Source organism: Lysinibacillus boronitolerans JCM 21713 = 10a = NBRC 103108 (assembly GCF_000772935.1).
GTDB lineage: Bacteria > Bacillota > Bacilli > Bacillales_A > Planococcaceae > Lysinibacillus > Lysinibacillus boronitolerans.
Genome location: NZ_JPVR01000052.1, coordinates 15,861 through 38,956, shown reverse-complemented (window position 1 = coordinate 38,956; position 23,096 = coordinate 15,861). Strand labels below are relative to the sequence as shown.

At 33.2% G+C, this 23,096-nt stretch carries 32 protein-coding genes; 28 read left to right on the top strand and 4 right to left on the bottom strand.

Going from position 1 to position 23,096, the window contains the following annotated elements; all coding sequences use genetic code 11:
* The first annotated feature begins 302 nt into the window (after positions 1-302).
* The 3 genes from CD31_RS23730 to CD31_RS01570 all read left to right on the top strand — a co-directional run bounded on the left by CD31_RS23730 (position 303) and on the right by CD31_RS01570 (position 2,468).
* Positions 303-548, top strand: coding sequence for a sortase family protein (locus CD31_RS23730; RefSeq protein WP_244905111.1), 246 nt, complete (start codon positions 303-305; stop codon positions 546-548).
* 264 nt (positions 549-812) lie between these two features.
* Entirely contained in the window at positions 813-1,340 is a 528-nt protein-coding gene (locus CD31_RS01575; RefSeq protein WP_004224534.1) for a YceI family protein, read from the top strand.
* A 186-nt stretch (positions 1,341-1,526) separates the two neighbouring features.
* Positions 1,527-2,468 carry an NAD-dependent epimerase/dehydratase family protein gene (locus CD31_RS01570; protein ID WP_036075245.1) on the top strand — a complete coding sequence of 314 codons (942 nt, stop codon included), beginning with the start codon at positions 1,527-1,529 and terminating at the stop codon, positions 2,466-2,468.
* 79 nt (positions 2,469-2,547) lie between these two features.
* Here the strand turns inward: CD31_RS01570 and CD31_RS01565 are convergent, their stop codons facing one another.
* Together CD31_RS01565 and CD31_RS22640 are read right to left on the bottom strand one after the other, a co-directional pair.
* A complete protein-coding gene (locus CD31_RS01565) occupies positions 2,548-3,735 on the bottom strand; it encodes a tyrosine-type recombinase/integrase (protein WP_483403484.1) in 1,188 nt (395 codons plus the stop codon).
* Positions 3,736-3,807: 72 nt separating this feature from the next.
* Positions 3,808-4,518: a helix-turn-helix domain-containing protein gene (locus CD31_RS22640; protein WP_052125297.1), complete on the bottom strand. Its 711-nt coding sequence runs from the start codon at positions 4,516-4,518 to the stop codon at positions 3,808-3,810.
* 141 nt (positions 4,519-4,659) lie between these two features.
* Between CD31_RS22640 and CD31_RS22800 the strand changes: the two genes are divergently transcribed.
* From CD31_RS22800 to CD31_RS01455, 20 genes are all read left to right on the top strand, one after another.
* Entirely contained in the window at positions 4,660-4,833 is a 174-nt protein-coding gene (locus CD31_RS22800) for a helix-turn-helix domain-containing protein (protein WP_081977439.1), read from the top strand.
* 12 nt (positions 4,834-4,845) lie between these two features.
* The gene (locus CD31_RS01555) at positions 4,846-5,115 is read left to right on the top strand and encodes a hypothetical protein (RefSeq protein ID WP_036075242.1); all 270 of its coding nucleotides are present in this window, start codon (positions 4,846-4,848) and stop codon (positions 5,113-5,115) included.
* Positions 5,116-5,193: 78 nt separating this feature from the next.
* The gene (locus CD31_RS01550; protein WP_036075241.1) at positions 5,194-5,592 is read left to right on the top strand and encodes a hypothetical protein; all 399 of its coding nucleotides are present in this window, start codon (positions 5,194-5,196) and stop codon (positions 5,590-5,592) included.
* Between the two features lie 55 nt (positions 5,593-5,647).
* Positions 5,648-6,517 carry an Rrf2 family transcriptional regulator gene (locus tag CD31_RS23725; RefSeq protein WP_244905110.1) on the top strand — a complete coding sequence of 290 codons (870 nt, stop codon included), beginning with the start codon at positions 5,648-5,650 and terminating at the stop codon, positions 6,515-6,517.
* A gap of 30 nt (positions 6,518-6,547) precedes the next feature.
* Positions 6,548-6,940 carry a hypothetical protein gene (locus tag CD31_RS01535; protein WP_176408541.1) on the top strand — a complete coding sequence of 131 codons (393 nt, stop codon included), beginning with the start codon at positions 6,548-6,550 and terminating at the stop codon, positions 6,938-6,940.
* Between the two features lie 16 nt (positions 6,941-6,956).
* Complete coding sequence (locus CD31_RS01530) at positions 6,957-7,472, top strand: hypothetical protein (protein WP_036075239.1); 516 nt, start codon at positions 6,957-6,959, stop codon at positions 7,470-7,472.
* A gap of 49 nt (positions 7,473-7,521) precedes the next feature.
* Positions 7,522-7,659 carry a Com family DNA-binding transcriptional regulator gene (locus CD31_RS23185; RefSeq protein WP_140423013.1) on the top strand — a complete coding sequence of 46 codons (138 nt, stop codon included), beginning with the start codon at positions 7,522-7,524 and terminating at the stop codon, positions 7,657-7,659.
* Positions 7,660-8,110: 451 nt separating this feature from the next.
* Complete coding sequence (locus CD31_RS01520; RefSeq protein WP_052125295.1) at positions 8,111-8,998, top strand: head maturation protease, ClpP-related; 888 nt, start codon at positions 8,111-8,113, stop codon at positions 8,996-8,998.
* A 55-nt stretch (positions 8,999-9,053) separates the two neighbouring features.
* Positions 9,054-9,968, top strand: coding sequence for a hypothetical protein (locus CD31_RS01515; protein WP_036075235.1), 915 nt, complete (start codon positions 9,054-9,056; stop codon positions 9,966-9,968).
* A gap of 381 nt (positions 9,969-10,349) precedes the next feature.
* Positions 10,350-11,159: a hypothetical protein gene (locus CD31_RS01510; protein WP_036075232.1), complete on the top strand. Its 810-nt coding sequence runs from the start codon at positions 10,350-10,352 to the stop codon at positions 11,157-11,159.
* A gap of 405 nt (positions 11,160-11,564) precedes the next feature.
* Positions 11,565-11,933: a hypothetical protein gene (locus CD31_RS01500; protein ID WP_036075229.1), complete on the top strand. Its 369-nt coding sequence runs from the start codon at positions 11,565-11,567 to the stop codon at positions 11,931-11,933.
* A gap of 104 nt (positions 11,934-12,037) precedes the next feature.
* Entirely contained in the window at positions 12,038-12,601 is a 564-nt protein-coding gene (locus CD31_RS01495; protein WP_081977438.1) for an SLATT domain-containing protein, read from the top strand.
* A gap of 149 nt (positions 12,602-12,750) precedes the next feature.
* Positions 12,751-12,966 carry a hypothetical protein gene (locus tag CD31_RS01490; protein ID WP_156113255.1) on the top strand — a complete coding sequence of 72 codons (216 nt, stop codon included), beginning with the start codon at positions 12,751-12,753 and terminating at the stop codon, positions 12,964-12,966.
* Between the two features lie 246 nt (positions 12,967-13,212).
* Positions 13,213-13,566 carry a hypothetical protein gene (locus CD31_RS01485; RefSeq protein ID WP_036075227.1) on the top strand — a complete coding sequence of 118 codons (354 nt, stop codon included), beginning with the start codon at positions 13,213-13,215 and terminating at the stop codon, positions 13,564-13,566.
* A 156-nt stretch (positions 13,567-13,722) separates the two neighbouring features.
* Positions 13,723-14,250, top strand: a complete 528-nt coding sequence (locus tag CD31_RS01480) for a hypothetical protein (RefSeq protein WP_036075225.1) — start codon at positions 13,723-13,725, stop codon at positions 14,248-14,250.
* A 444-nt stretch (positions 14,251-14,694) separates the two neighbouring features.
* Positions 14,695-14,985 carry a hypothetical protein gene (locus CD31_RS01475; RefSeq protein ID WP_036075222.1) on the top strand — a complete coding sequence of 97 codons (291 nt, stop codon included), beginning with the start codon at positions 14,695-14,697 and terminating at the stop codon, positions 14,983-14,985.
* A gap of 240 nt (positions 14,986-15,225) precedes the next feature.
* A complete protein-coding gene (locus tag CD31_RS22635; protein ID WP_052125294.1) occupies positions 15,226-15,690 on the top strand; it encodes a hypothetical protein in 465 nt (154 codons plus the stop codon).
* A 515-nt stretch (positions 15,691-16,205) separates the two neighbouring features.
* On the top strand, positions 16,206-17,417 hold the full coding sequence (locus CD31_RS01465) for a hypothetical protein (RefSeq protein WP_036075220.1): 1,212 nt from the start codon (positions 16,206-16,208) through the stop codon (positions 17,415-17,417).
* 249 nt (positions 17,418-17,666) lie between these two features.
* Positions 17,667-17,915, top strand: coding sequence for a hypothetical protein (locus tag CD31_RS01460; RefSeq protein ID WP_036075218.1), 249 nt, complete (start codon positions 17,667-17,669; stop codon positions 17,913-17,915).
* Positions 17,916-18,016: 101 nt separating this feature from the next.
* Positions 18,017-18,217, top strand: coding sequence for a hypothetical protein (locus CD31_RS01455; protein WP_036075217.1), 201 nt, complete (start codon positions 18,017-18,019; stop codon positions 18,215-18,217).
* A 37-nt stretch (positions 18,218-18,254) separates the two neighbouring features.
* On the opposite strand, the gene CD31_RS01450 is transcribed toward CD31_RS01455, so the two are convergent.
* Both CD31_RS01450 and CD31_RS01445 read right to left on the bottom strand, forming a co-directional pair.
* Positions 18,255-18,437 (bottom strand): hypothetical protein, encoded by a 183-nt coding sequence (locus CD31_RS01450; protein ID WP_036075216.1) that lies wholly within the window; start codon positions 18,435-18,437, stop codon positions 18,255-18,257.
* A 124-nt stretch (positions 18,438-18,561) separates the two neighbouring features.
* Entirely contained in the window at positions 18,562-18,780 is a 219-nt protein-coding gene (locus CD31_RS01445; RefSeq protein ID WP_036075214.1) for a helix-turn-helix domain-containing protein, read from the bottom strand.
* 167 nt (positions 18,781-18,947) lie between these two features.
* Here CD31_RS01445 and CD31_RS01435 point away from each other — a divergent pair, with 167 nt between their 5' ends.
* From CD31_RS01435 to CD31_RS01415, 5 genes are all read left to right on the top strand, one after another.
* Positions 18,948-19,736 (top strand): helix-turn-helix domain-containing protein, encoded by a 789-nt coding sequence (locus tag CD31_RS01435; RefSeq protein WP_052125293.1) that lies wholly within the window; start codon positions 18,948-18,950, stop codon positions 19,734-19,736.
* 123 nt (positions 19,737-19,859) lie between these two features.
* A complete protein-coding gene (locus CD31_RS01430) occupies positions 19,860-20,411 on the top strand; it encodes a hypothetical protein (RefSeq protein ID WP_036075213.1) in 552 nt (183 codons plus the stop codon).
* A 367-nt stretch (positions 20,412-20,778) separates the two neighbouring features.
* Positions 20,779-21,048, top strand: a complete 270-nt coding sequence (locus CD31_RS01425) for a hypothetical protein (protein ID WP_036075212.1) — start codon at positions 20,779-20,781, stop codon at positions 21,046-21,048.
* A 99-nt stretch (positions 21,049-21,147) separates the two neighbouring features.
* Positions 21,148-21,396: a hypothetical protein gene (locus tag CD31_RS01420; RefSeq protein ID WP_036075211.1), complete on the top strand. Its 249-nt coding sequence runs from the start codon at positions 21,148-21,150 to the stop codon at positions 21,394-21,396.
* Between the two features lie 444 nt (positions 21,397-21,840).
* Complete coding sequence (locus CD31_RS01415; RefSeq protein ID WP_244905109.1) at positions 21,841-23,067, top strand: AAA family ATPase; 1,227 nt, start codon at positions 21,841-21,843, stop codon at positions 23,065-23,067.
* Positions 23,068-23,096 lie beyond the last annotated feature (29 nt).

The window sequence follows — 23,096 nt, the reverse complement described above, 5'->3', positions numbered from 1 at the left end:
GATATTCTTTTTGTTAGGAGGGAAATTTGACATATTGAGGACGAATTTGGATTAGTGTTGACATACACTGGTAGAGGAACCTATACGACCACAGTTTCATGATTTATTAGCGATCAATACTCATATTGTTGGGTGGATTTTAGTGGATGGGACAAAACTTAATAATCCGATATAACAAGCTAATACCAATGACTATTATTTAAAACTTTAAAGATCAGGAGAGTCGGGCTGGAAGTGTGTTTATGGATTACTGAAATAATATACTGAGTATGGACAAAAACACGGTTTTATATGGACATGCTATGAAGAATAATACAATGTTTGGTAATCTTAAAAATTACTTTAAGCAAGGCTATGTGGATAAACATCCAATCCTATACCTCGATACCTTATATGAGGGCTATGAACAGGAGCGGTCTGCTATTCAGATGGATGTTGATTTAAGTCCAGAGGATAAAATTCTTACTTTATCGACATGTAAGAATGCTGTGATGAGTGACGATTATCGCATTGTTATGCAAGGCAAGTTAGTAAAACGTGGAGGGTAGAATAGATAGGGATGTACCGATAACTCGTACATCCTTTTTTATATTTTAAAAATTTACTTTTAATTACTTGACGTAACTAAATTATTAATATATAGTAAGTTACATAAAGTAATTAAAAACTTTTCATAAGCTAAGATGTAAACAAATAAGTAACTACAAATGTTTATCCTATCCCATTTTGGGTAACATAAAAGATGTAGTTGCTTCATATTTTAAAATATATCTCGAAATCGAGATAAAATCAACCAATTGGAGGAATTTATAATGGCAAAATGGAACATTGATTTAGGACACTCAGCAATTAACTTTCAAGTAAAACACATGATGGTATCAAAAGTTAAGGGTGTATTTGACAGTTACTCAGCAGATATTGAGGCAGCAGATCTTGCAGATTTAACAACTGCTAACATTAGCTTTACAATCGACCCAGCAAGCATTAATACACGTAGCGAAGATCGTGATAATCATTTAAAAGCAGCAGATTTCTTTGATGCAGAAAAATATCCAACGATTACGTTTAAATCTACAAACATTGCTAAAAAAGCAGGCGATGAATATGCAGTAACTGGTGATTTAACAATCAAAGACGTTACAAAATCAGTAACGTTTGATACAGAATTTAATGGAAAAGGCACAAATCCATGGGGTCAAGAAGTATACGGCTTTGAAGCTGAAACAACAATTAATCGTGAAGACTTTGGTCTAACTTGGAATGCGGCATTAGAAACTGGTGGGGTCCTTGTTGGGAAAGATATTAAAGTAACGGTTGAATTAGAAATTAATCCAGCTTAAAAATAGATAGCTAGGGCATGTTTGAAATAATTTTCAAACATGCTTTTTATATAGCTTAAAATAGATACTTGTTAATGAATCAAACTAGTAAAAAGAATTTGAGAAAAATTACCAACAAATAAGTTTCTTGCATATTTTTAGTAATTACTGCATATAAATCATCATATTGTTTTTGGGGGCGATAGGATGAATGTATTAGTGACAGGTGGCTATGGTTTTATTGGTAGTGCAGTAGGTAGGCGCTTTTTTGAAGAAGGTGCGACGATTTATATTATTGATAATTTAAGTACGGGGCATTTACGGAATGTTGACTTTGAGCATAAATCCTATCTTTTAAATGTTGAAGATGAGGTTTGCGAGCATCTTTTTAAGGAAATAAACTTTGATGTGGTCGTCCATTGTGCAGCGCAAACGAGTGTGCAGCAATCTATCCAGGAGCCAGTAAAGGATATTTTGACAAATATCGTTGGGCTTAGCCAAATGCTCTTTTTATCATCTAAGTATAAGGTACAGCACTTTGTCTTTGCCTCCTCAGCAGCTGTTTATGGAGATAGTCACTATCCACCATTAGAAGAATCCGATGTCTGTGAACCAATATCTATGTACGGATTAAATAAGAGCATTGGCGAAACCTACTGTGAGAAATGGCAAAAAGATTATCGTTTGCCCGTTCTCATATATAGATTTGCCAATGTTTTCGGTCCAGGACAGCAAATGCAAGGTGAAGCGGCCGTGATTCCAAGTATGTTAAAAAGCAGTATAGCAGGTAAACCATTTACAATTTACGGTGATGGTGAACAAACGCGTGATTTTATTTATGTAGATGATATTGCTGATGCTATTTATGCAGGTGTATCAGCGCGTTTACAAGGCACGTATAATGTATCCACTAATGAGGCTTGGTCTATTCACCAAGTCATCTTACTGCTCCAACATTTAAATCATCCACTAGAAATTCAATATGCCCCAGCACGAGAAGGAGATATTGAGCATTCATTTTTAAATAATGATAAATTAGCGAATGCAATTGGTTGGAAGCCTAAAATTTCTTTTGCAGAAGGCATTGAACGTACACTGCACGCGCTACAAAATGAAACATTAGCAGAAATTCAACAAAAAAGTGGATAAAGTTTAAAGGCATATTACATTGCGTAATATGTTATGCGGGCTAGAAACCTTGTTGTATTAATGTTTCTAGCCTGTTTTTTTATTGATTGGCCCCACTTTTAGCCCCACTTGTTTGTAAACTTTGACTAAATAACAATACAGATTCAGTTTCCATTTCTTTTAATACATGGCCATACACCTTATAAACCATATCAGCAGTGTTACCCAATCTTTCAGCTATTACCTTAACATTTACTCCTCGATTCAACAAAACGGTACAGTGGGTATGACGTAAACCATGTACAGTTATTCTAGGGAGCGATGTTCTTTTAGTGATTCTGTCGACAATTCTTTTTGATTGTCCAGCTAAAACAGGTTCAGCCGTATATTCAGAAATAAATACATAAGTATTGTCATTTTCATTTAGCTTTTTCCCATACGATAACAATTTTTGTTTACACCATTTTTGATATGTCTTTAATTGTTTCATAACTACAGGATCAACTAAAATTGTTCTATAGCTATTTTTCGTTTTTGGTGAGCGAGCTCCTCGATCATCGCGGGTACGTTCAATTTTAATTGTATTATTAACAAAGTCGATATTTCTCCATTGCAAACCCATAGCTTCACCTTTACGAATATCAGTATAGGCGATAGTCAACAAAAAACTGTAACTAGTGATGCTTTCATTTCGTTTTGCATCATCTAGGAATGTAACTAGTTGATCAGGAGTAAGATAATTCAATTCCTTTTTCTCTTCTTCTACGTTAGAAAAAGTTACTTTTGTAATACGATTACGAGAAATTAGTTCATTCTCCACAGCTGCATTCATAGCTATTTTGAAAATTGTATGCCACAATCGAATTGAGCTTTGGTTAAACTGTCCATCTAGTTTATTAATAAATTCGCGTTCATAAGTAATTTTATCAAGCTTTTGAAGTTTATAATGGCCTAAGATAGGTGTTAAGTGAAGGCGAATGGCAGCTTCTCTTTGAAGACGGGTATTGACCTTCCACTTTTTATGGTTCGTTTTATACCATATATCTAGCCATTGGCCAACAGTTAGGTTATCATTTTCTATATGTTTTGTTTCACCACGCAGCGTTGCAGCCTTTACTTCCAGGAGGGCCTTCAAGGCTGCTTTTTCTGTTTTAAAGCCACTTTTCTTCTTTTCTCTCCGTTTATTAGCAGCATCATAATACTTATGGCGATACATCCATAATTTCTCTTTGTTTGCATTGAAATAGTGGTATATTTCAGGTTCTTTAGCAGATTTATATAACTTCACCTTGTCCATTCCTTTCATGCTTGGGCGAAGCGTGTGTACAGGAATAGGTAGGCGATTTGAAAGGATTAGTGATTATTCGAATTCTTTTGCTAAATTTCTAATTTCAATTTGTGCATTCTCTATTATAAAAGTTATTTTTTCATACAACTCATAGTTTAAACCTTCTTTAATATTGTCGTCTTTCAGATAATAAAAGTAGTTTACAGGAAGATCGTCATTCCTAAAATAGTCTGTGATTTTGTATTTGAAAAGAGAATCTAATTCGTCATAAGCAAAATAAATTGCATTCTCATTAGAGTAAGGTTTGTACTTGCGTTCTAATTCCGTTTTATCTAGATATTTTTCTAACAACTCCCTTGTATAACTTTTAACTCCGATATCAGTTAAACCATCAAAGTTATAATGTTTTACTAAATACTCTACAGTTTGTTTTTTAAACGTAGGATCATATAACAACTTATACTTTTGTGACTGATGTTCTCTTATTTCTAGCGTCATTATTTCATCTGTATATAATGCGACTTTTTCTTTTAACTCCTCATTTAGTCTGTTTAATACCTCCCTGGTCATATCCTCATAGCCAGCTTTAATCAAAAGTTCACCTAATGGTATCTCTAATTCGGAACTAATTTTTTTTAACACTTCAGGAGATGGGTTTTTCTTTCGATTATTTTCTAAATGAGAAATATAGCCTTGAGATAAATCAACAATTTCCGCTAATTGCGTTGTTGTTAATCCCTTCTTTTGTCTAGCTTCTCTTATCAATTCGCCTAATTGTGTCAACATTTCACATCCTAAAAATCATTATTGATATTTACAAAAATAATACCAATAGAATTAAAAACTTGCAAATTGTTTAATAATGGTTTAAATTAATTCTAATGGTATTAATACTGACAGACATATTAAGGGGATGTTAATTCTATGGAAAAAGTAACTTTATCAGTAAATGAAGTTGCTGAATTAATTGGTGTAAGCGCAGCAACTATTTATACGATGGTTCGATTGAATGAAATTCCATGTAAAAAAATTCGAGGTCGTATCATTTTCCATCGTGAAACCATTGATAAATGGCTAGCAACACCAACAGCAAAGTAAGGGGGCTATGAGATGTTACCAGCAAATATCGAATTGCAATTGGACAAACAAGCCATTCGGCAATACATAGAGAAACGGCTTGATGAAGAAGTGAGGGAAGTTTTCTTCTTAATCGATTTAAAAAAAATGTCTGAATTGCTTTGCATGTCGGAAAGATATATTACTGACGAGTTACTACATGACCCGAGGATTCGAATTTGCGAAGTGAGACGTAATCGAAAGCGATGGTGGAAATATAAGCCTTTAATACAGGCGATAGAGGAAATTGTTTCAGAATGGTGAAAAATATACAGCTTGGGCGAAGCGTGTGTACAGGAATGAGTGATTTTAACACGAGCGAAATTAAAGGTGGCGAGAAAAATGAATGAAGAATATTTAATTGGACGTATAACTGTGTATTTTGGAGTGGATATTGTTTCCTTAGTGCACAAAGTACATGGCCGTTATTCGTACATGGATTTAGTAGAAGGTGATCTTATCGAAGTAAAAGAGGGTGACCAATACAAGACTATTACTATTAAAGATATATTAAATAAAATTGTTGAACACGATTCAAGTCAGGTATGGAATCATGGTTCATCAATTTATGAAGGTGCTCAAGTTAGGGTGAAGATAGATCCTCAAGGAAACAAACTAGCAGTTTTAACGGAAAAAAGCCTAAAAATAAGTAAAGTAATGTTTACCCTTAAGAATGGGCTCATAACCCATGAAGAAGCTACACAAGCATTTTTGCGGCTTAAATTAGAACATGATGAATAAAAGAGCACTTACACAGTTTAAGCAACATAGGCATTGACAAGGTGGTGATATAACAATGCCTGATAGTTTCTATTTTCCAGTTTTCACTGGTTTACTAACAGAAGAACATGTCGAAAAAATTGGTCCAGCTTTATGGGAGTTCCTTTGGTTGATTGCGAAAACAACAAAAGAAACCACTGAGAACGGTGAAACTATCGGTATTGTTCTTGGTGGGAGACCAATTAAAAATATGGAAATAGCTGAATCACTAGGAACGAGTTTGAGGAGTGCAGAACGCAATATTTCCAGACTGAAAAAATATGGATATATTGATACAAAACGAACTCCATACGGAAATATTTTCAAGGTTAAAAATTCAAAAAAATTCTATAAAGACAGAACCGCCAAAAATGGCGGAACTAAAAAAAGAGAACCGCCAAATATGGATAGAGAACCGCCACTTTTGGTAGAGAGAACCGCCAAAAATGGCGGGAACAAAGAAGATATAAAAGATATAAAAGATATAAATACTACTCGTCAAAAAAAATATGACGAGGACAGCACCTATTTCAAAATGGCAATCTACTTTCATAAAAAAGTTTCTGCAGTTGCAAATGAAGCTGGCATATCTCATTTAATTAAAAAGTCTAATATGCAAACTTGGGCTGATGATATGCGAAAGCTGATTGAAATAGATCAAGTTGATAAGCACCAGGCTAAACAAGTCATGGATTGGGTAACAGAAGATTCATTTTGGAAAACCAATGTACTATCGGCCAAAAAGCTTCGTGAGAGATTTATGGAATTAGCTATAAAAATGAACGCTGATAAAAAACCTTCTCAACCAAAGCAAAAGCCGCAATATGATCCTAGAGATAAAGAAATAGAGTTCCAACGCTGGATACAAGACGGGAATGATCCAAATGACTTTGATTGGAGTGATTGAAATATAGATTGTCAAAAGTAAGAAGCGAGGATGATACCAATGGAACTATTAAAACACTTAACTAGAGCAGAGAAAGTGAAAATTCGTAAAGCTGTTGTAAAAGAATTGGCACGATATCGAATTTCTAAATTTACTGACCCAGATAATAATAATGTTGCCTTTCACCAAATGATCGAACGAGCTATTGAGAGATTACCGACACCAGAACGCTTTCTAATTGAAGCAAGGTATTTGTCAGCTAATAGTGAATACTTGACAGATTATCATGTCTACAATTTAAAGTTTGATCCACCAATAAGTTCAGTGACTTACACAAAGATTAGAGATACAGCTATGATAAAGATTTCATTGTTTTTAAATCTTGATACAGGTGTGGAAATTGAACATTTAATTCTAACAAACTATCCTGCTAGGTTTAGTTGAAAGGAGGCTGTGCTGCATGAATCAAACTATTATTTCGGAAGCTTTCGGTGAACAATTAGCGCTTATTACAGCTAACACACCTTATGCAATTGAAAGTGATTCAGATGATTTTGTTTCAGAGCTAGAACATAAAGTAAGGGAGTATATGTATTCATTGTGGATGGATGCTCAGGCCAACAAACTAGCAAACTATTTGGAGAAAAGACAAGCAGCACACTTTGCTCAGCTGTATGAATTTAGTTATGGCGTGTCTATGTATGATAATGATCAATCTCTTTCGAGTAGGGCAGATATTCTAGCATTTATGATTATTGACGAAAAAGAATCATATAAGAAACGCTTAGAACGCATACGGCTTCAATACAAGCGTTTCAAGGAGATATGTGAACTAATTGGTGCGGAAGATAGAAAACTGTTTATACGTTATTTTGAGCATTCTCAGAAGATGGATTATGAAACCTTAAAAGAAGCTGTCATAAATAATCTAACATCGATTGGTGAACGTTATAGACGTGATGAAAAAATGAAATAGGAACACACGCGTGATTCTCTCAATACTTAAAAGATAATGAGGTGAACTTATGAAAGAACTACGATGCACAAAATGTGGAAAGCTATTACTTAAAGCGAATAAAGAGTATGAAGTAAGTACAAGTGATTGCGATTTAGAAGTACAATGCACACGCTGTAAAGCAATCAATCATTACAAAGTTAAATAATATTAGAGACTCTCGAAGTCCAGTAGCTGCACATTGATGTGTATGTTATTGGCTTTTTTATTTTCTATTAAAAATATTATTTTGGAGAGTACCCCCCGGGTATTCGGTGAAAAATTGTGAAATTCCTGTACACCGACTGCCCACATTTGCTCTAAAAAAATTCCCTAAATGCAAATTTTTCTAGGAGTTGTGGTAATTGAGTTCAATTAGAAGTCCAGCCAGCTTATGGGTCCTCCTGAGCCTTTATAATCCATGCGGGGCTCGCGAGCCCCAAAAGTCAGCTATTTTTCTATTGAAAATTTTACTTTCGCTTTCGCATGAAGGAGCTGAGAGCCAAAACTTTAAAAAAAGCCCTTCATTTAATGCTTTAAATAATGAAGCAAGGATTTAAGCATAAAAGCGAAAGTAAAGAAAGAATACAAAGCGAAAGTAAGAAAGGGATTGAGAAAAAATGAATATTCATATTAGTGGTCCAATAATTTCAGATAGCGAGCAGCAGATTTACGATTACTTCAATATTCCTGCTACTAGTCCAGGTGTGATTAATAAACAACTGGAAACTGCTAAAAAAACAAAGACATCGAAATTGACCGTTTTAATTAACAGTGGAGGAGGTTCTGTTTTCAGTGCCTCGGAAATTTATACAGCTCTAAAATCCTATGCTGGAGAAGTAACAGTTCAAATTGTGGGTTTAGCTGCATCAGCAGCAAGCGTAATTGCGATGGCTGGTAGACGTGTTGAAATGTCTCCTACAGCTCAACTAATGATTCATAACGCAAGCGTTTCTGTACAGGGAGATTATCGTACGATGAATCATACAAGTGAGTTTCTTCAAAACATTAACAAGTCAATTATCAATGCTTATACTGCCAAAACAGGTTTGAATGAAACAAAACTAAAAGCCATGATGGATAAAGAGACTTGGATGAGCGCACAGAAAGCTAAAGAATTAGGCTTTATCGATGCGATCATGTTTGAACAGGAAATAGCAGCTGTTGCGAGTTTTGATATGCCACTGTTAACAAATGGTGTTTTACCACAGGCTGTAATTGATAAAATGCGCCAGGAGTTAGCGCAAAATAGTAACCAGATAGAAACAAATAATAGAGCCATTCCACCACAAAATAGAGACATGCAATTATTGAAAGCACATGAAAAGCAGATAGGCAATACGGCACCTCAATCATCTTCGTATACCAAAGAAGAGGGAGAACATGCCATCCAGGTAGCAAAGGCAATGAAAGTGTTGAGTGGAAAGGGGATAAAGTTTGATAATCTTTCACCAGAGCAAATCATGCAAACCTATTGGATGGTCGAAGCCTTTACAAAACATCAGTAAAATATTACTTCCAGTTTTTCTTATAACAAAATTAATAAAAGAAAGGTGATTACTTATGTCAAAACAAATAGAATCCGTTGAAAATATGAAAATCTTGTTAAATAATTTTTTAGAAAATACTTTGAGTACCGTTGCAGCTGAAAAGCAACGGTATGCAAAAGAAGAAAAAAAGCTTGTTGCAAACATTGAAGAAGTTTTACATGCAGCAACCGCTGTTACCTCCCTTCTAAAAAGTAAAGTGGGCCTTTTGAATGCAGATATTGAAGATATGGCCAATAAGCAGCAAGAAGTTGCGAAGGAAATCGCAGAAAAGGAAATGCAAGGAGACCAGGACGGCATTGAAAAACTAGAAGAAGAATTAACGAGTGTTACGGCCAAGAAAATGACACTGGAAATAAGAAGAGATACGTTAGGTAAACAGGAAACAAATATGGGTGCGGAAGAAAAGCAAAAAATTGTGGCAGCCATTCATAATTTTGGGGCAATCAAGTTTAATTCCACACTCGTGCATGATCGGGTTAAAACTTTAGAAAGTTTGATCGAACAACTAACAACCTACAAAGAGCAACTTTCACGAGAAAGTGATGTAGATTTACAAAACTTTAATTCGAAGGCTGCCTTACAGCTTGTAAGTAAACCATTAATCAAGGCTATTTTTACAGAAGAAGCTCGAAAATATATTAATGAAACACGTGAAATGAATGCTCATGATTATTCAGGAGTTCAATTTGTTGCAATGTGGTTAGATGATGAAGAAAATAATACGTTTACAGAGTTCTGTCGTAAATATCATAAAATTGTAACTGATCCACTTGGAGAAAAGGTATATTACGTGAATAAAGATATTAGAAACAATGGTTATCAATATAAACCAGGAAACATTTTAACTATCTATGACTTAAATGACTTTACGTCTGAAGGTATCGAGCGTTTAGTAGAAAATGGCGCCATTAGTTCGGAAAAATATTGATAGGTTCGCTGGTAACTCTTTAGTTTGACAGGGCCACTCGTTATGAGTGGTCTTTTACAACTGGTTAAGTGTGCCGAAGTTTGTAGATAAAGTCTATATGTGGGTTTTTGATGCATAGGAAGCCTGTACAGCGATTTTAAATGTTAGATGATGAATATTACTATTTAGGGTTTAAAACGCCTCGCAGGAAGTGAAATCAAGGGAAAATGCTTTGTGCATGGTTAGTGTAGGTTGAATAAAGGCTAAAATCAAACCCTAAACAGGTAAAAATAATTTTAAATATTCAAGTATCCGCTTCAATCGTAAGTTTTATTACAACATTATTATGTAGGTACTACATAACTTGATAGAGTAACTACATAAGAAAAGGGGGGCGTGTATATGTTTTGTGTCATTCAGAAAATACAAAAGAAGAAGCAGGATCCGTATGGCACCCACAAAGAACTGCAAGTGACAATTAATAATTGGAGTATAGGAAATAATAAGCCAGCTGTACATTATGGCTACATGTATAGCGATGAGCGTTATGAAAGGCCTATACTAGATGCCTATAAAATCAGTATTCACCACTCTTATAGAGAAGAGGGCAAAGTGAAAAAGAAACAATGGGTGATCTGTACAATGGGCTACTATGATTTCATAGATTCTTGGTACGGCGATCATTATTCTGACCGTACATTAAAGGAAAAACTAAAAGAAATGGGTATTGAAGAAGATACGTTTCATGAGCTTGTCCATACTAAACTAGAGCCATTAATAAAGCGAATTGAGCAGGAGTTTCAGCAGACAGAAGAATATAAAGTGAAGAAAGAACAAGAAGCGATTCTTGCAGCACACAGAACCGCAGAAGTAGCATTTGAAAAGGAATATGGTCAGGATGAATACAAGTACTGCTATGACGTATTTGGAACATTACGTAATCCTGCATACTTAGAGGAACTAAAGGTTAAGAAAAAGATGCAAGAAGAATACACAAGGCGTAGTTACGAGGGAAGCAATAAACGTAACTACAATTCGTATGGCAGTAGTAGTTACTACACCGCTTCACAAAGTAACTACACAGATGACGAAAAGAAAGTGCTGCATGAAATCTACAGAATGGCATCCAAAAAATTTCATCCAGATGTATCTGGGGATGATGGAAGTAAGATGAAGTTTTTGACTAAATTAAAAGAGCAATGGGATTTGTGAAAATGACAGGATATTAAGTCAAATTTGTATTAATGACTTCTACTTCTTATAGATTTAATATTGTAAATATATAGGAGGTGATAGAGTGATACTTAATACAGTTTGGATAACAGATACAATCAGTGAACCATTAGAAAAGTTCAGCAAGCAATTAATTACATTTGCAATAATTATTGTTGCTACATATTTAATATGTTTTTTGCTATTAAAGGCTATTAGACTTCCATATAAGCTAGCTCATTTGATTTCTTTAGGAGTCACATTTTTCGCTATGTATAAATCGTATTTTTATATCTTTTATGAAAGTATCTAGTTAAGGTACTAATGTCCATACGTTATATTTCTTATAATGACAATCCATTCCATTTATCCTATGATAAAGGTAGATGGGAGGTGATTTATACAATGAGAAAAATAACAACAATAACTACTTTTATACATGAATGCTCTTACTTAATAGATAAAAAAGTAGAATTCAGTGTGCAAGAAGTTAACAAACACATTGAGAATAAAGATGTCCTTGAATGGCTAGAAAAAGAATTCCCATCCGGTTCCGATATTATTGTAGATTTTAGTATGTTTAAAGATTCACATAGGGCTTGGATTCATGAAGAACTATATTCTCTTTTGGTTGGTTATGAAGGTCAAGAGCGTCGGAAATGGGGTATTGAAAATAATGGTTTGTGTTTATTGATTAGTTGGTCTATTGAAGTGGTAAGGGATATACATGGAAGATTTGGAGAAACAAAAGAACATGAAGATGAATGGTTATAGATTTTAAAGTCACATCTAACAAGGTGTGGCTTTTTATTATCCTTCATATTTCTAGTAGTGACATATGATTCCATTAACACTGTGATTAGTGTGGGGGTGATAAAATGGATGGAAATAATCAAATTAACTTAAATGTTGTTCATACGGCAAATCCTCAAGTAGGAAAACAAAATGAAGTAAACAACATTGATGTTTTTAATGAGTTAAAAAGAAGATTGGATATTACTAGAAGGGCAAGAATTAAAGCTTCAACTAGATTACGAGAGAAGCATGAATTTTACGAGTTGACGTCATATGTCTATTCATTAGCAGTTCTAATATTATCAGTTTGGGTTATTGGGATTAGTGGTGACTCGTCGGATAGTACAACAAAGATGTTATTAATAGCTTCATTATCATTAACATTTTTCACAATGTTCTTAGGCATAAAAAATTATAAAGAACGAGCTAGCAATATTGAAAGTAATTATCAACAGTTAAATGTTTTAATTAATAAAATGCAGAGACTTGAGGCTGATCCAGAACGCATTACTCAAAGTGTATTAAAAGAGTTACATCGTGATTATGAAAAATTAATTGTAGGTAACGAAAATCATTTACCAATAGATTTTATGATGTGCAGTTCAGATAATGAAGCAAAATTTAAAGATGAAATAAAAAAGTTATAAACGATGGTATAGAGTAAAAAAAGTTTTATTATACATACCTTTAGTTTTTCTTTTTGCATTTGTTATTATCCAGCATTTCAATAATACAGCATCTCAATAATTGAGGTGCTTTTTATTATGCATTAAAAGGTGGTGAGAAGGTCATGAGCATGATTGTATACATGACACTAGCATTGGACTTAATCATACGTGCGCTATGTGTAATGTTGTTGATTGCTGGTATTGTTCATGTAGTAGTTTCTATTGGAGAGAAAAAGAAAGCTGTTAATGAACTCAATGTTATATCTAGACGGCTTCACATACTAATGGACATTCCTATTAAGAAGGCTAGAGAGTTCATGAAGGGTAATGATGATCACAAATAGTAATACGTGAACCATCATAAACCCAGTGATACCAAGGATTTGGGTCCTTCCTGGGTGGGTAGGGCTAAGCGGGGCTAGCGACGCCCGCGGCTTGCCTATTTTTATTTTAAAAATTTTACTTCGGAATTGTAAGTATAGAAATATTGAGCGAAAACGGAGCTAAAAATGTTTTACGAGTTATTGAACCGAAGTGATGTTATATTACAAAAAGTTAAAATAATTTAAAGAGCAGAACGACTTGCTTTAATGATTATTGCGGAGAAAGAGAACAGGAAACGACAAATAGACCGTTTAGAGAATGCATACGAGCGTTTTCGTTCCATTTTGGATAGTTTACCTCCACAAGATGTGGAAGTGCTACAGCAGTACTTTAAAGAGCGAAAAAAGGTTGATTATGAATTGTTACGTGGAGTTGTAAAAAAACACCTTAAATTTATTGAGGCATACTATGATACGGACACAGAAGCTGCAGAGCAGCGTTCAAAAGTAATCAGTGCAGCTATCGAGGGTCCAGCTCCAAAAGTAAAGTCGATAACGGTGCAACAGCTGGAGAAGAATATGAACAGAGCTGTGAAACAACTGAATAAATTGTTTAAATAGACACTTACCTTTGGGTAGGTGTTTTTCTTTTGTCATCCTCCGTGTTCAAGCCGGAAATTTAAAATGCGCATTATTAGACATATTTCGGTATTTTTCCTATAATCGGTAAAATTAGTTTTATAGATTCTCAATTTTATTTTATAAGAGGTGAAAATAATGTCTGAATTTATTAAAGAGGAGAGCAAAGAGAATTCAGAAGTGGCCAGTAATCCTATTAAATCGCTTAAAAATAATTTATTGAAAGGTATGACTTTATATACATTCCCTCAATATTTCCTACTTGTTTTAATTTATTATTTAATGGTCAATTCTATTTTATTAACTGTTTTTAAAGATATGAAAAATGTCCAAAGTATGATTCCAAGAATAGCAATTGAAAAGAATGAAGAAATATTAGCGTTGATTCATACTTGGTTACCCTTTATTGGTTTATTAGGTATAACTTTATTTGTTTCTGGCTTATTTATAGGTGTATTAATGCATATTCCAGGTTTCTTAGGATATAGGGTATTTTATAACTCGAGTTTTGGAATAACAATTGGTCCGTGGTTAATATTGAGTTATATTGCTTATTTGATTTTTACTATTAGCCAAATATTATTTATGTTTAGTATTATAATAAGTTATTTAATAATAGAGGGTATAAAGTTATTGAACAAAAAATTAGGAATTAGCTTTGGATAAAAAACAAGTAGAGTTATTACATAAAAAGCGTTACACAGTTAAATGATGTGGCTTTTTATTATGGTGTTTGTAATTAAAGAAAAATGCTTTTATGTATTTTGTTAATTAAACCGTATGACAATGCCTTTTCCTTTAGCATTGTCACCTTCTTAACTAAAAGAAGATTTTTTCGAGTAAAAAGAAAACCAAAAGTAATTCAGTACAAGTGAGCTTTAATTCAACTTTCATATTCTCACCACCTTTTTATTCAGTTAAAAACTATTCTGTACTGTGAGGGTAAATTATATTCAAACTATGAAAATAATTGTGGAGGGATGAACAATTGATTCCAATCAAAGTTCTGATTATTAATTGAAGTCGTTGCTTATTGGTCATGGCTAGATAAATTTGACAAGGCTATATTGATATTATTTGGTGGTAGTAGAAAAGGGGGAAGGCAGAATTATGTTAGTAAATGAGATTACAAAATATTTTGATGAGAATGGAGAAATAGAAAAGGCAAAAGTTTCGAGGTCTGACAATAGTGATGTTGTATCAACTGTTTCTATTACAATTGGAAGTGAACTAGTAGTAGCTAATAAAAGGTTAAAGCACTTTGAAAGAAAAGTTAAAGTAATAAATTTTAAAAAAGAGATTGAAAACAATGAAAAATACGGACTAAGGGTGAATGTGAAATTCCTTGATAATGGTAGACGTGGAATTATTTTTGCTGAGGACTTAGATGTAGAAGTTTAATGATTCCATCGTTAATACAGATAAGACCACTCCATGGAGGGTGGGCGATAAATAGGCATTATCAAAACACTTACTTCGGTAGCTGTTTTTAATTTATCACTTAATCAAGTAATTAGGATTACTAAAATTTGTAGTCTTTTTTTATACAAGCATTTCTTCGGAAGTGCTTTTTACTTTAATTTGAATCCCTTTTAGGTGAGTTACCGTATTAAGAACAAAAAATAGTTAGGAGGTTATGGTATGGAAGATAAAATAAAAATTGTTGAAGGAATATCAGTTGCTTTGGCTTTCTTCATATGTTCAATTTTATTGTATTTGAATCCAACATTTTTAGGTAATGAGTTTATTACCAGCCTTATTGGAGCTGTGCTAGGATTCATTGGTATCGTAGGTTTTTTACTAGAAATTTCAAAGGTTTTTAAGGAATCATTAAAGTCAGCGATAATAGATGTGGGAGTAGCACTTTTTTTCGGAACCATCTTAGTATTATTACATTATTTCTTCTCAAATATTTTTGTTAATTGGGTAATAATTATATTATTATTGATAGTTATATATGGTTTTTTTAGAGGGGTACTTAAAATTGTTATTCTATCTAACTTTAACGGGAAAAATATATTATTAAAGGTTCCACTTTTACTTCTAAACTTATCTGTTTTTACAGTATCTATACTTCAAATTCTTAAAATGTTCAAGATACTTTAGTAATCCAGCACCCTTCTAAGGGGTGCTTTTTACTATGCCTGAAAGATCTGGTGCAGCATATAGAATCAAAGCTATATCTATAAATGATTGAGGACAATAACTTCCTCAAAATGAATTAGAACATGTTACTAGTACATTAAGAGTAGTATTTGAAGGGACGTATAGTAAGGCTGTGGAGCGTTCTAATAGAAAGTCGATTAATTTTTCATCTGTGGAGGATATAGCTCACAAAGAGATCCTATGCCTTTGTACAATTGGTAGAAAGAAAGGGATAGCCTTCCACAATTAAATAGTAATAGAACTGGTTGTTTTGGTGAAAAGGTAAATAGAACATGACTCATTTTGAATACATGGAGCAGCAAGGAAAATTAACGATTTAGATGTTAATAAATTTAACAGTTTATGAACTGATTAACTAAGTATATATGAAAAATTGTTATTAAATAAAAGGGCTGTTATATTTAAATATGAAAATTTAATTATCAAAAATATTATTTATAACTAGAGGTGATAGAATGATCGATTCAGCGTTCAGATGGATTGGAGGATTAATAAAGGATACTTTAGATATAAAAAATTCACCGAAAAATTCTTATTCATATAAACCGAGTCAAGAGATTAATAAAGTATTAAGTGAAAAAATAAGTGATCGTATTCGTAATAACAATCAAAATTTATTGCAGGGAAACCTTACATTTATCAATTTTGTTCAAGATTCTAGTAGAGAATATATAGAAGAAAATGTAAATTTCGTTTATGATAGTTATGCTTCAAAATATGGTGATGTAAGCTTAGGCGAGGCAGGAGCTATTGAGTTTGTTGCAGCTATTATGTTAGCCAATTTCGATAAAACAACTACTTCGGCGATAAAAGCTGGGATAAGAAATATTTTTAGAAAGGATTTTAGTCCACTTGATTTTAGTAATTATTTAGACGAAATTGTTCATAAATCAAATGTTCCTTATAGTATTTGGAGTGAAGTGTATAGATATTTAAAAGCTAATCATTATTGGATTCAAAATCATCTAATTAGTCGAGATGCTAATATTTTAAATTCACAAATTGGAGATATTGTTCATCAGAGCCCAATAAAGAATACTGCTTCGACTTCTAATGTTAAACTTAAATATAAATTAGTTGATGTGATTAATGATAATAGACAAAGAACGATTAAATACTCAAAAGTAAATGAAGAAATTCTTGCTATCAAAGATGAAAATAATGTACTCGATTCAAATGCTGTAATTGTGAAAAATTTATTTGGTCAGGAACTAGGTAATATTATTAAAGATGAAACAAGTTTTATTAGAAATCTAATGGGGGATAGTTCTTCAATAAAAGGCGTCATAAAAAGTATATATGGTGGTGGTACTCGTAAACGCCATGGTAGTAGTTCTCAATTCTATGGTGTTATCGTAGAATTCCAAAATAATGATTACACCGATCCTTTGATGAACAGTAAAAAAATGACCTTTGAAGAATGTTTTAAAAAATATTTTCCTTTTGGAGCAATGATGTATGCACAAGATGGAAATATAGAAAATAGAACCTTAATGTTATTAAGATTTTATGATGGTAGTTATGAATTGGATGAGCCTATGTTAGGTGCATTAATCATGCATGTTAAACTAGGGAATTTTACTAATTATAATCTTGAAGAATTACTTTCTCAATTGAATATGGGAAAAGAATTTGAAAATGATGTCATGTATAACTTAACAAAATAATAAGCAGTTATTATACTATTAATGTCCCACCGCAATGTCCTAACGTTGAAATGTTGAAATCCATTGGTGGGGTAAGCGTGAACACATATAAAATGAATCTTAATCATTTATTCTTTTAATCTTTTAATCTTTTAATCTTTTAAAACATGCTCTTAATAATTAATATATAATCAAGCAGCTGCAGAAATGTGGTTGCTTTTTGTAATAGTAGACCTTTAAATTTCATATATAAATTTAGAGGTGATTAGGTTGGATAAACCAATATATTTAATAGATTTAGGGATAAAGGTGGTAGTTACTCATCTTGAAATAGGCGGAGAAAAAATCCCTACCCCTGTGGGCTTGTCAGAGTTATTAGAACCTGCATGGGTAATACCTACTGAAGAAATGCTTGAAGAACGTAAGAAATTAAATCAAGAAATTGAAGCAAAATATGAATGCTCTACATACAAAAATGAAAAGGGACGTTGGGTGACATGTTATACAAAGAAGAAATAAATTTTTAGTAAAGCACTTTCAGCTGGGAAATAAGCTGAGAGTGTTTTTTATTTTATACAACTTAATAATTGGCAATGCTAAAAATGAATGGAGGGATAGATGTGGATGGATTTAAGGATTTCAAAATGACAGAAGAAAAGGTTCGAAAGTTGCTGCCGTTAATTGAAAGTATTCTGTCTAGAGAATACGGAAGAAAAATCAAATTAAAGGATTTGACAGTGGGTGGGATAACAGTTAGAAGGGATGAATTAAATAATAAAAGGTATGATAATTTAAAAATCAAAAATAAGATTGATAAATAGTGAAAGGACACCCGAATTATTGGGCGTCCTTTTGTTTTTATAATTCACCATCGAGCCAGCGATCTATTTTGTCTAAGTCAAAAAGTAAAACGCCTGGTGTTGGCTTATTAAATGGAATACTCTTAGTTCTCATTAAATTATAAATAGTTGATTTTCCCATAGGGCAATTGATTGATTTAAGATAATTTACTAATGCCTCTACACCTCTTACTTTTCTCAAAAATATTCCCTCCATTTTTTATAAATATTCTACAAGCTAAAATTACTTGTTAATTCTAGGGATTTGCAATATTTTTTACAAAAAAACAACAAATAAAATTTTTGGAGGTAATTATTTTTAAAGCTCAATTAGATTTTTCATTGTCCTCAAGTGATAAAATATCCGAAATTTCTACATTTAATGCTTTGCACAAAGCCCCTAATGTATCACGTTGATACTGCATTGTTGTGTCATTATACATCCTGCGTACAGTTTCCTTCTTTAATCCTGCCATTTCAGCACATTTTCCAATAGAAATACCACGTTCATCTAAAATTATTTTTAATGTTGATTTTACTCTCATAATACTCACCTTTATCTTTCTTTTTAGTTTAAGTATATAAAAGTGTTTTTATTATGACAACGGAATGTGGTTGACAACGAAGCGTAGTCGTTTTATTATATCTTTAATGACTACGTTTCGTAGTCGTTGTTTGTTTGACACTTGTAAGTGAAAGCGAGGTGAAAACGATGGCATTTGAATATTTAGCACAATACACAACATTTGAATCAATAGCAGACATGGACACAGCTGTAGAAAATCATATGACGGCTCATTACTACGATTTAACGGAATCAGAACGTGCCATCGTTTTCAAGCTTGCTAGTCATGCTTTGGAATATCCAGGAGCCTGTCATTTGAAAGCTGCCACAATTGCTGCAGCATTGGAGATAAGCACAAAGACAGTTTATCGGGCTATTTCAAAACTGGAATCGCTAGGAATCATTAAGAGACAGAAAACTACGAAGGTAAAGGGAGGTCGTGGTGCAAACATTTATATTATTTTGCCTAGCCAATCTGAAACATGCGAAGATCCTGCCGAGCCTATCGAGGAATATGAGGTTGTTCTATTACAAGAAGCCTATAACCTGGTTCATGCCGATGGGGAAGCATGTAAAGAGTTTATGAATGAGTACCAAGTAATGCTTTTTGATTTTATGCATTCGTTACCACTTCCAGATAACTTTAAAGATGAGCTGCATAAAGTGGTACTAGCATCCAATGTAAGTAACATTCAGGAATTTATATTGGCCAAGAACGTTATTTTTAAAATGACAAACGATATTAAAGAAGGGGTACTGACGGTTACTAAATCATTACGTGCCATATTCGTAGGGGCTCATAAGAAGGCATTACAACGTAAAGATAAGCATCCAACAACAAACACATCATTTATGAAGAAAAAGCCTGTAAATGTACGTCCAGTACCTTTCTACAACTGGCTAACCGATAGAGATGGACCAACAGAAGTATCTTAATAAGAAAGGAAGTGAATTCAAATGAAAGTAACGGTTAAAGAATGGCGTGTAATGTCTGATTGTAACAAACAATTACTATTAAATGCAGTAGCAAACAAATAAACAGTGAAAGAAGGTATCAGAATGGAACAAGTAGCAGCGAAAGTAAAATCATTGGTACATGAAAATAGTCACAATGCCTATAACTTATCAGCACAGATGATTCAGTTAGAGGTTGTGAAGAACGCAGTATCAAGGTTAATGGAAAAAATTGATGAAATCACTTATAAAGGTTGGGATAAAGATCCTGGCATGTCATATCTATCAATCAATGAAATACGTGATACTGTTCGTTTAATTGATATGGGATTCTATCCATTGTTTAAAGAAATGGCAAAAGAAGTTGAAGCAATTAACATTCATTCAGAGGAACTATTCAACACAGTAGTTAAGGGCGAATCAGAGCAATCTATCGATGTGGCTACAAAGCTTGATATAAACAGTGCAGAAGGTTGGAACGCTCTTGCCATGGAAAACAACATAAAAACATTCACTAAAGAATTTGGTAGAGAACCAGAAAGCTTTGAGGAAGTATTAACGTATATTAATGAAACTATAGCAAAGGTTATGGCTAAAAAAGAGGAAAATAAAAAAGCCGATGCGCTAACATCGACTAAGGAAATACAATCTAAATAACACTTTAACACAAAGGTGGGGATTGCGCAAAATTGCGCAGTCCTAATTAAATTTGCAAAGGGATAAATTGACCTTTCATTTTAACGATACGCAATTTGTGTATTGTTCACAAATCCTATATTTTCGAAGTGGCGCAATTCATCAATTTCGTGAATTGCTAAAATATGAAGTAGAAAGATGAGCTGAAAAATCAGCCGCCATATAAGATCCTGCTCAAAATTGAGTAACCTTCATCAAATTGAAGGAGGTGTCTTATGTCAACGGAGTAGTGAGGTTAATAAAGTATACACAGTTTTATTTTATTGTCTAAATGAGCAGGAAATCATTTCCTTCTGTCGAATTAGGTATGATGAAGGGAGGTGTGTGAATGTATAACTACAATATCATTTTAGGATATTTAACACCTGGTGGCGTATATTTACCATTGGACAATATCGATTTGGCGAAACCTCTTAAGGAAGGGGATGAGTTTATACTATCTGGTGAATTGTTAGAACATGCAAATAGTATTTTATCTTTTACAAATGAAAAAGAACATCCGTTTAGGGTGGTGAAAATTAATGATTTATCTGGAAATCATGAATCAGAAGTTGTTGCTGATGTGTATATAGTTAGTGAATCAGACTATAAGGAGTAAGATTAAAACAGCACTGGCTAGAGCTGTTTTTAATAGTTATCTTTTTATGGACATTTCTCCAAATAATAAAACTTGTGGAGGAAAGGTGGTACATAAATTATGGCGCAAAAGAAAGAATCTAAGATAAAGAAAAATACACTATCGCGGCACGAAAAAGATGTGGACCGTAATTTAGGTGTATCAATAATGAACGACTTTTTACAGTTGAGCAAAGCGTTAGAAAGGTTAAAAGAGTCAGATCCCGAAGCTTTTCATGCTATGTTTTGTTTGGTGGAGGAGAATTTAGAATTGAAAGAAGAAGTAAAAGAACGTGGGAAGAGAATAGCAAAATTACAAAAGAAATCATAATGGAATTAATTAAGTTATAAAATCCTTTATATTTAGAATATTTGAGGATGCGTCAATCGACGTATCCTTTTAGTATTTCATAGAAATGTAATGTTTCCAAAGTGCAATATTTTTATGTAATAAAGCGATCTTATAATTGACCAACAAAAAAAGATTGGAGCAGGTAGCCCCAATCTGTTATAACTCACACATTCCTGTACACACGCTCGCCGTATTTTATTAGCCCCAAACTTGCCCCACTTAGCCCCAAAAACATACTTCATTATGCTTTATTCTGCATTATTGATTTAACATATATAAGATGGAAACCCTTGATATGACTGAATCTAAGGCATTTAAAGCGATGTTTTGCATTCAATTAGTATTACATTGCGTAATATGTCTTTTTCTATGTCTATAGTATAATAATTCATTAAAGAAATGGTTGTGGACGGAGGCTTACATATGCTTGTAGATTTTAGAGTAAAAAATTGCTTAAGTTATAAAGATGATACGTTGTTTTCAATGGTAGCGGGAAGTCGCCTACGAAAATGGAAGGACACCCATACAATTCAGTTTGATACACTACGTCTTGTAAAAAGTGCATTTATTTTTGGCCCAAATGGAAGCGGAAAATCTAATCTTTTTACGGCTATTAAAGTATTACGATCCTTGCTTTTTAATTTTGAAAACTTAAATAATGTAAAGCAGTTACGTTTACCCTATCAACCGTTTAAGTTAGGAAGTCAGCAAGACAAACCAACCGAGTTTATGATATCGCTTTTTTTGGACGGCGCTTTATATGATTATGAAATACAGTATAATGCTTCTCAAGTTCTCTATGAACGTCTTGTGAAAACGAACAAGTCACTGAAGGAAGAACTATTTGTCAGACAATGGGATGGTACAGAATATTCTTATGAAACATTTCAAACAGCTTCACAGGAATTGACAAAATATACACGTAATAATACAGCCTTTCTATCAGTATTACATGTTTTTAATGATCCAGACGCTTTAAAGATATTCGATTGGTTTTTACATAAAATTCTTTTCCTAGATGAAGCAAATCGGTTATCAAGTCATCCTCTTATTCGTAAACTTGAAGAGGAGCCCTTTAAAAAGGAAGTGATTAAACTTCTAAAAATTGCAGACCTCTCCATTCAAGATGTCACGGCTAGACGTGTGGAACGCAGAGAGAAAAATACAATTGGCTATGAGTTTGATTCATCTGAAGTGATTCAAGAAGTAGATATTGATCTACATTATTTATCGTTTGATGAAGCAGGTGCACCGATAGGGACAGAAACAATTAATTGGACAATGGACTCTAAGGGGACAGTGCGAATGCTGCATTTAGCCTGTGTGATGGTGGATGCTTATAATAAAGGAAAAACCATTTTTATAGACGAATTCGACACAGCATTCCATGTATCGATTTGTGAGTTTTTAATGGCTATTATGAATAGCAAACGCAATAGCAGTAATCAATTCGTCGTGACGAGTCATGAAATAGAATTACTAGATCAGCCATTACGCTCCGATCAAATTTGGTTTGTTAATAAAAGTTTTAAAAATGAATCGGAATTATACTCCTTATTTGATTTTGCAGATTTACAAAAAGAAACGTGGAGATCTTTCTTATGCGAAACGCTATATGAAAGGGGAATTTGGTGCAACACCTGTTATTAATGAGTATTTATCTGAACAATACTTAGAAG

Bases quoted from the DNA above. Each gene is read 5' to 3' on its own strand.
- CD31_RS23730 (WP_244905111.1), top strand. From the start codon at position 303: ATGAAGAATAATACAATGTTTGGTAATCTTAAAAATTACTTTAAGCAA.
- CD31_RS01575 (WP_004224534.1), top strand. From the start codon at position 813: ATGGCAAAATGGAACATTGATTTAGGACACTCAGCAATTAACTTTCAA.
- CD31_RS01570 (WP_036075245.1), top strand. From the start codon at position 1,527: ATGAATGTATTAGTGACAGGTGGCTATGGTTTTATTGGTAGTGCAGTA.
- CD31_RS22800 (WP_081977439.1), top strand. From the start codon at position 4,660: ATGGAAAAAGTAACTTTATCAGTAAATGAAGTTGCTGAATTAATTGGT.
- CD31_RS01555 (WP_036075242.1), top strand. From the start codon at position 4,846: ATGTTACCAGCAAATATCGAATTGCAATTGGACAAACAAGCCATTCGG.
- CD31_RS01550 (WP_036075241.1), top strand. From the start codon at position 5,194: ATGAATGAAGAATATTTAATTGGACGTATAACTGTGTATTTTGGAGTG.
- CD31_RS23725 (WP_244905110.1), top strand. From the start codon at position 5,648: ATGCCTGATAGTTTCTATTTTCCAGTTTTCACTGGTTTACTAACAGAA.
- CD31_RS01535 (WP_176408541.1), top strand. From the start codon at position 6,548: ATGATACCAATGGAACTATTAAAACACTTAACTAGAGCAGAGAAAGTG.
- CD31_RS01530 (WP_036075239.1), top strand. From the start codon at position 6,957: ATGAATCAAACTATTATTTCGGAAGCTTTCGGTGAACAATTAGCGCTT.
- CD31_RS23185 (WP_140423013.1), top strand. From the start codon at position 7,522: ATGAAAGAACTACGATGCACAAAATGTGGAAAGCTATTACTTAAAGCG.
- CD31_RS01520 (WP_052125295.1), top strand. From the start codon at position 8,111: ATGAATATTCATATTAGTGGTCCAATAATTTCAGATAGCGAGCAGCAG.
- CD31_RS01515 (WP_036075235.1), top strand. From the start codon at position 9,054: ATGTCAAAACAAATAGAATCCGTTGAAAATATGAAAATCTTGTTAAAT.
- CD31_RS01510 (WP_036075232.1), top strand. From the start codon at position 10,350: ATGTTTTGTGTCATTCAGAAAATACAAAAGAAGAAGCAGGATCCGTAT.
- CD31_RS01500 (WP_036075229.1), top strand. From the start codon at position 11,565: ATGAGAAAAATAACAACAATAACTACTTTTATACATGAATGCTCTTAC.
- CD31_RS01495 (WP_081977438.1), top strand. From the start codon at position 12,038: ATGGATGGAAATAATCAAATTAACTTAAATGTTGTTCATACGGCAAAT.
- CD31_RS01490 (WP_156113255.1), top strand. From the start codon at position 12,751: ATGATTGTATACATGACACTAGCATTGGACTTAATCATACGTGCGCTA.
- CD31_RS01485 (WP_036075227.1), top strand. From the start codon at position 13,213: ATGATTATTGCGGAGAAAGAGAACAGGAAACGACAAATAGACCGTTTA.
- CD31_RS01480 (WP_036075225.1), top strand. From the start codon at position 13,723: ATGTCTGAATTTATTAAAGAGGAGAGCAAAGAGAATTCAGAAGTGGCC.
- CD31_RS01475 (WP_036075222.1), top strand. From the start codon at position 14,695: ATGTTAGTAAATGAGATTACAAAATATTTTGATGAGAATGGAGAAATA.
- CD31_RS22635 (WP_052125294.1), top strand. From the start codon at position 15,226: ATGGAAGATAAAATAAAAATTGTTGAAGGAATATCAGTTGCTTTGGCT.
- CD31_RS01465 (WP_036075220.1), top strand. From the start codon at position 16,206: ATGATCGATTCAGCGTTCAGATGGATTGGAGGATTAATAAAGGATACT.
- CD31_RS01445 (WP_036075214.1), bottom strand. From the start codon at position 18,780: ATGAGAGTAAAATCAACATTAAAAATAATTTTAGATGAACGTGGTATT.
- CD31_RS01435 (WP_052125293.1), top strand. From the start codon at position 18,948: ATGGCATTTGAATATTTAGCACAATACACAACATTTGAATCAATAGCA.
- CD31_RS01430 (WP_036075213.1), top strand. From the start codon at position 19,860: ATGGAACAAGTAGCAGCGAAAGTAAAATCATTGGTACATGAAAATAGT.
- CD31_RS01425 (WP_036075212.1), top strand. From the start codon at position 20,779: ATGTATAACTACAATATCATTTTAGGATATTTAACACCTGGTGGCGTA.
- CD31_RS01420 (WP_036075211.1), top strand. From the start codon at position 21,148: ATGGCGCAAAAGAAAGAATCTAAGATAAAGAAAAATACACTATCGCGG.
- CD31_RS01415 (WP_244905109.1), top strand. From the start codon at position 21,841: ATGCTTGTAGATTTTAGAGTAAAAAATTGCTTAAGTTATAAAGATGAT.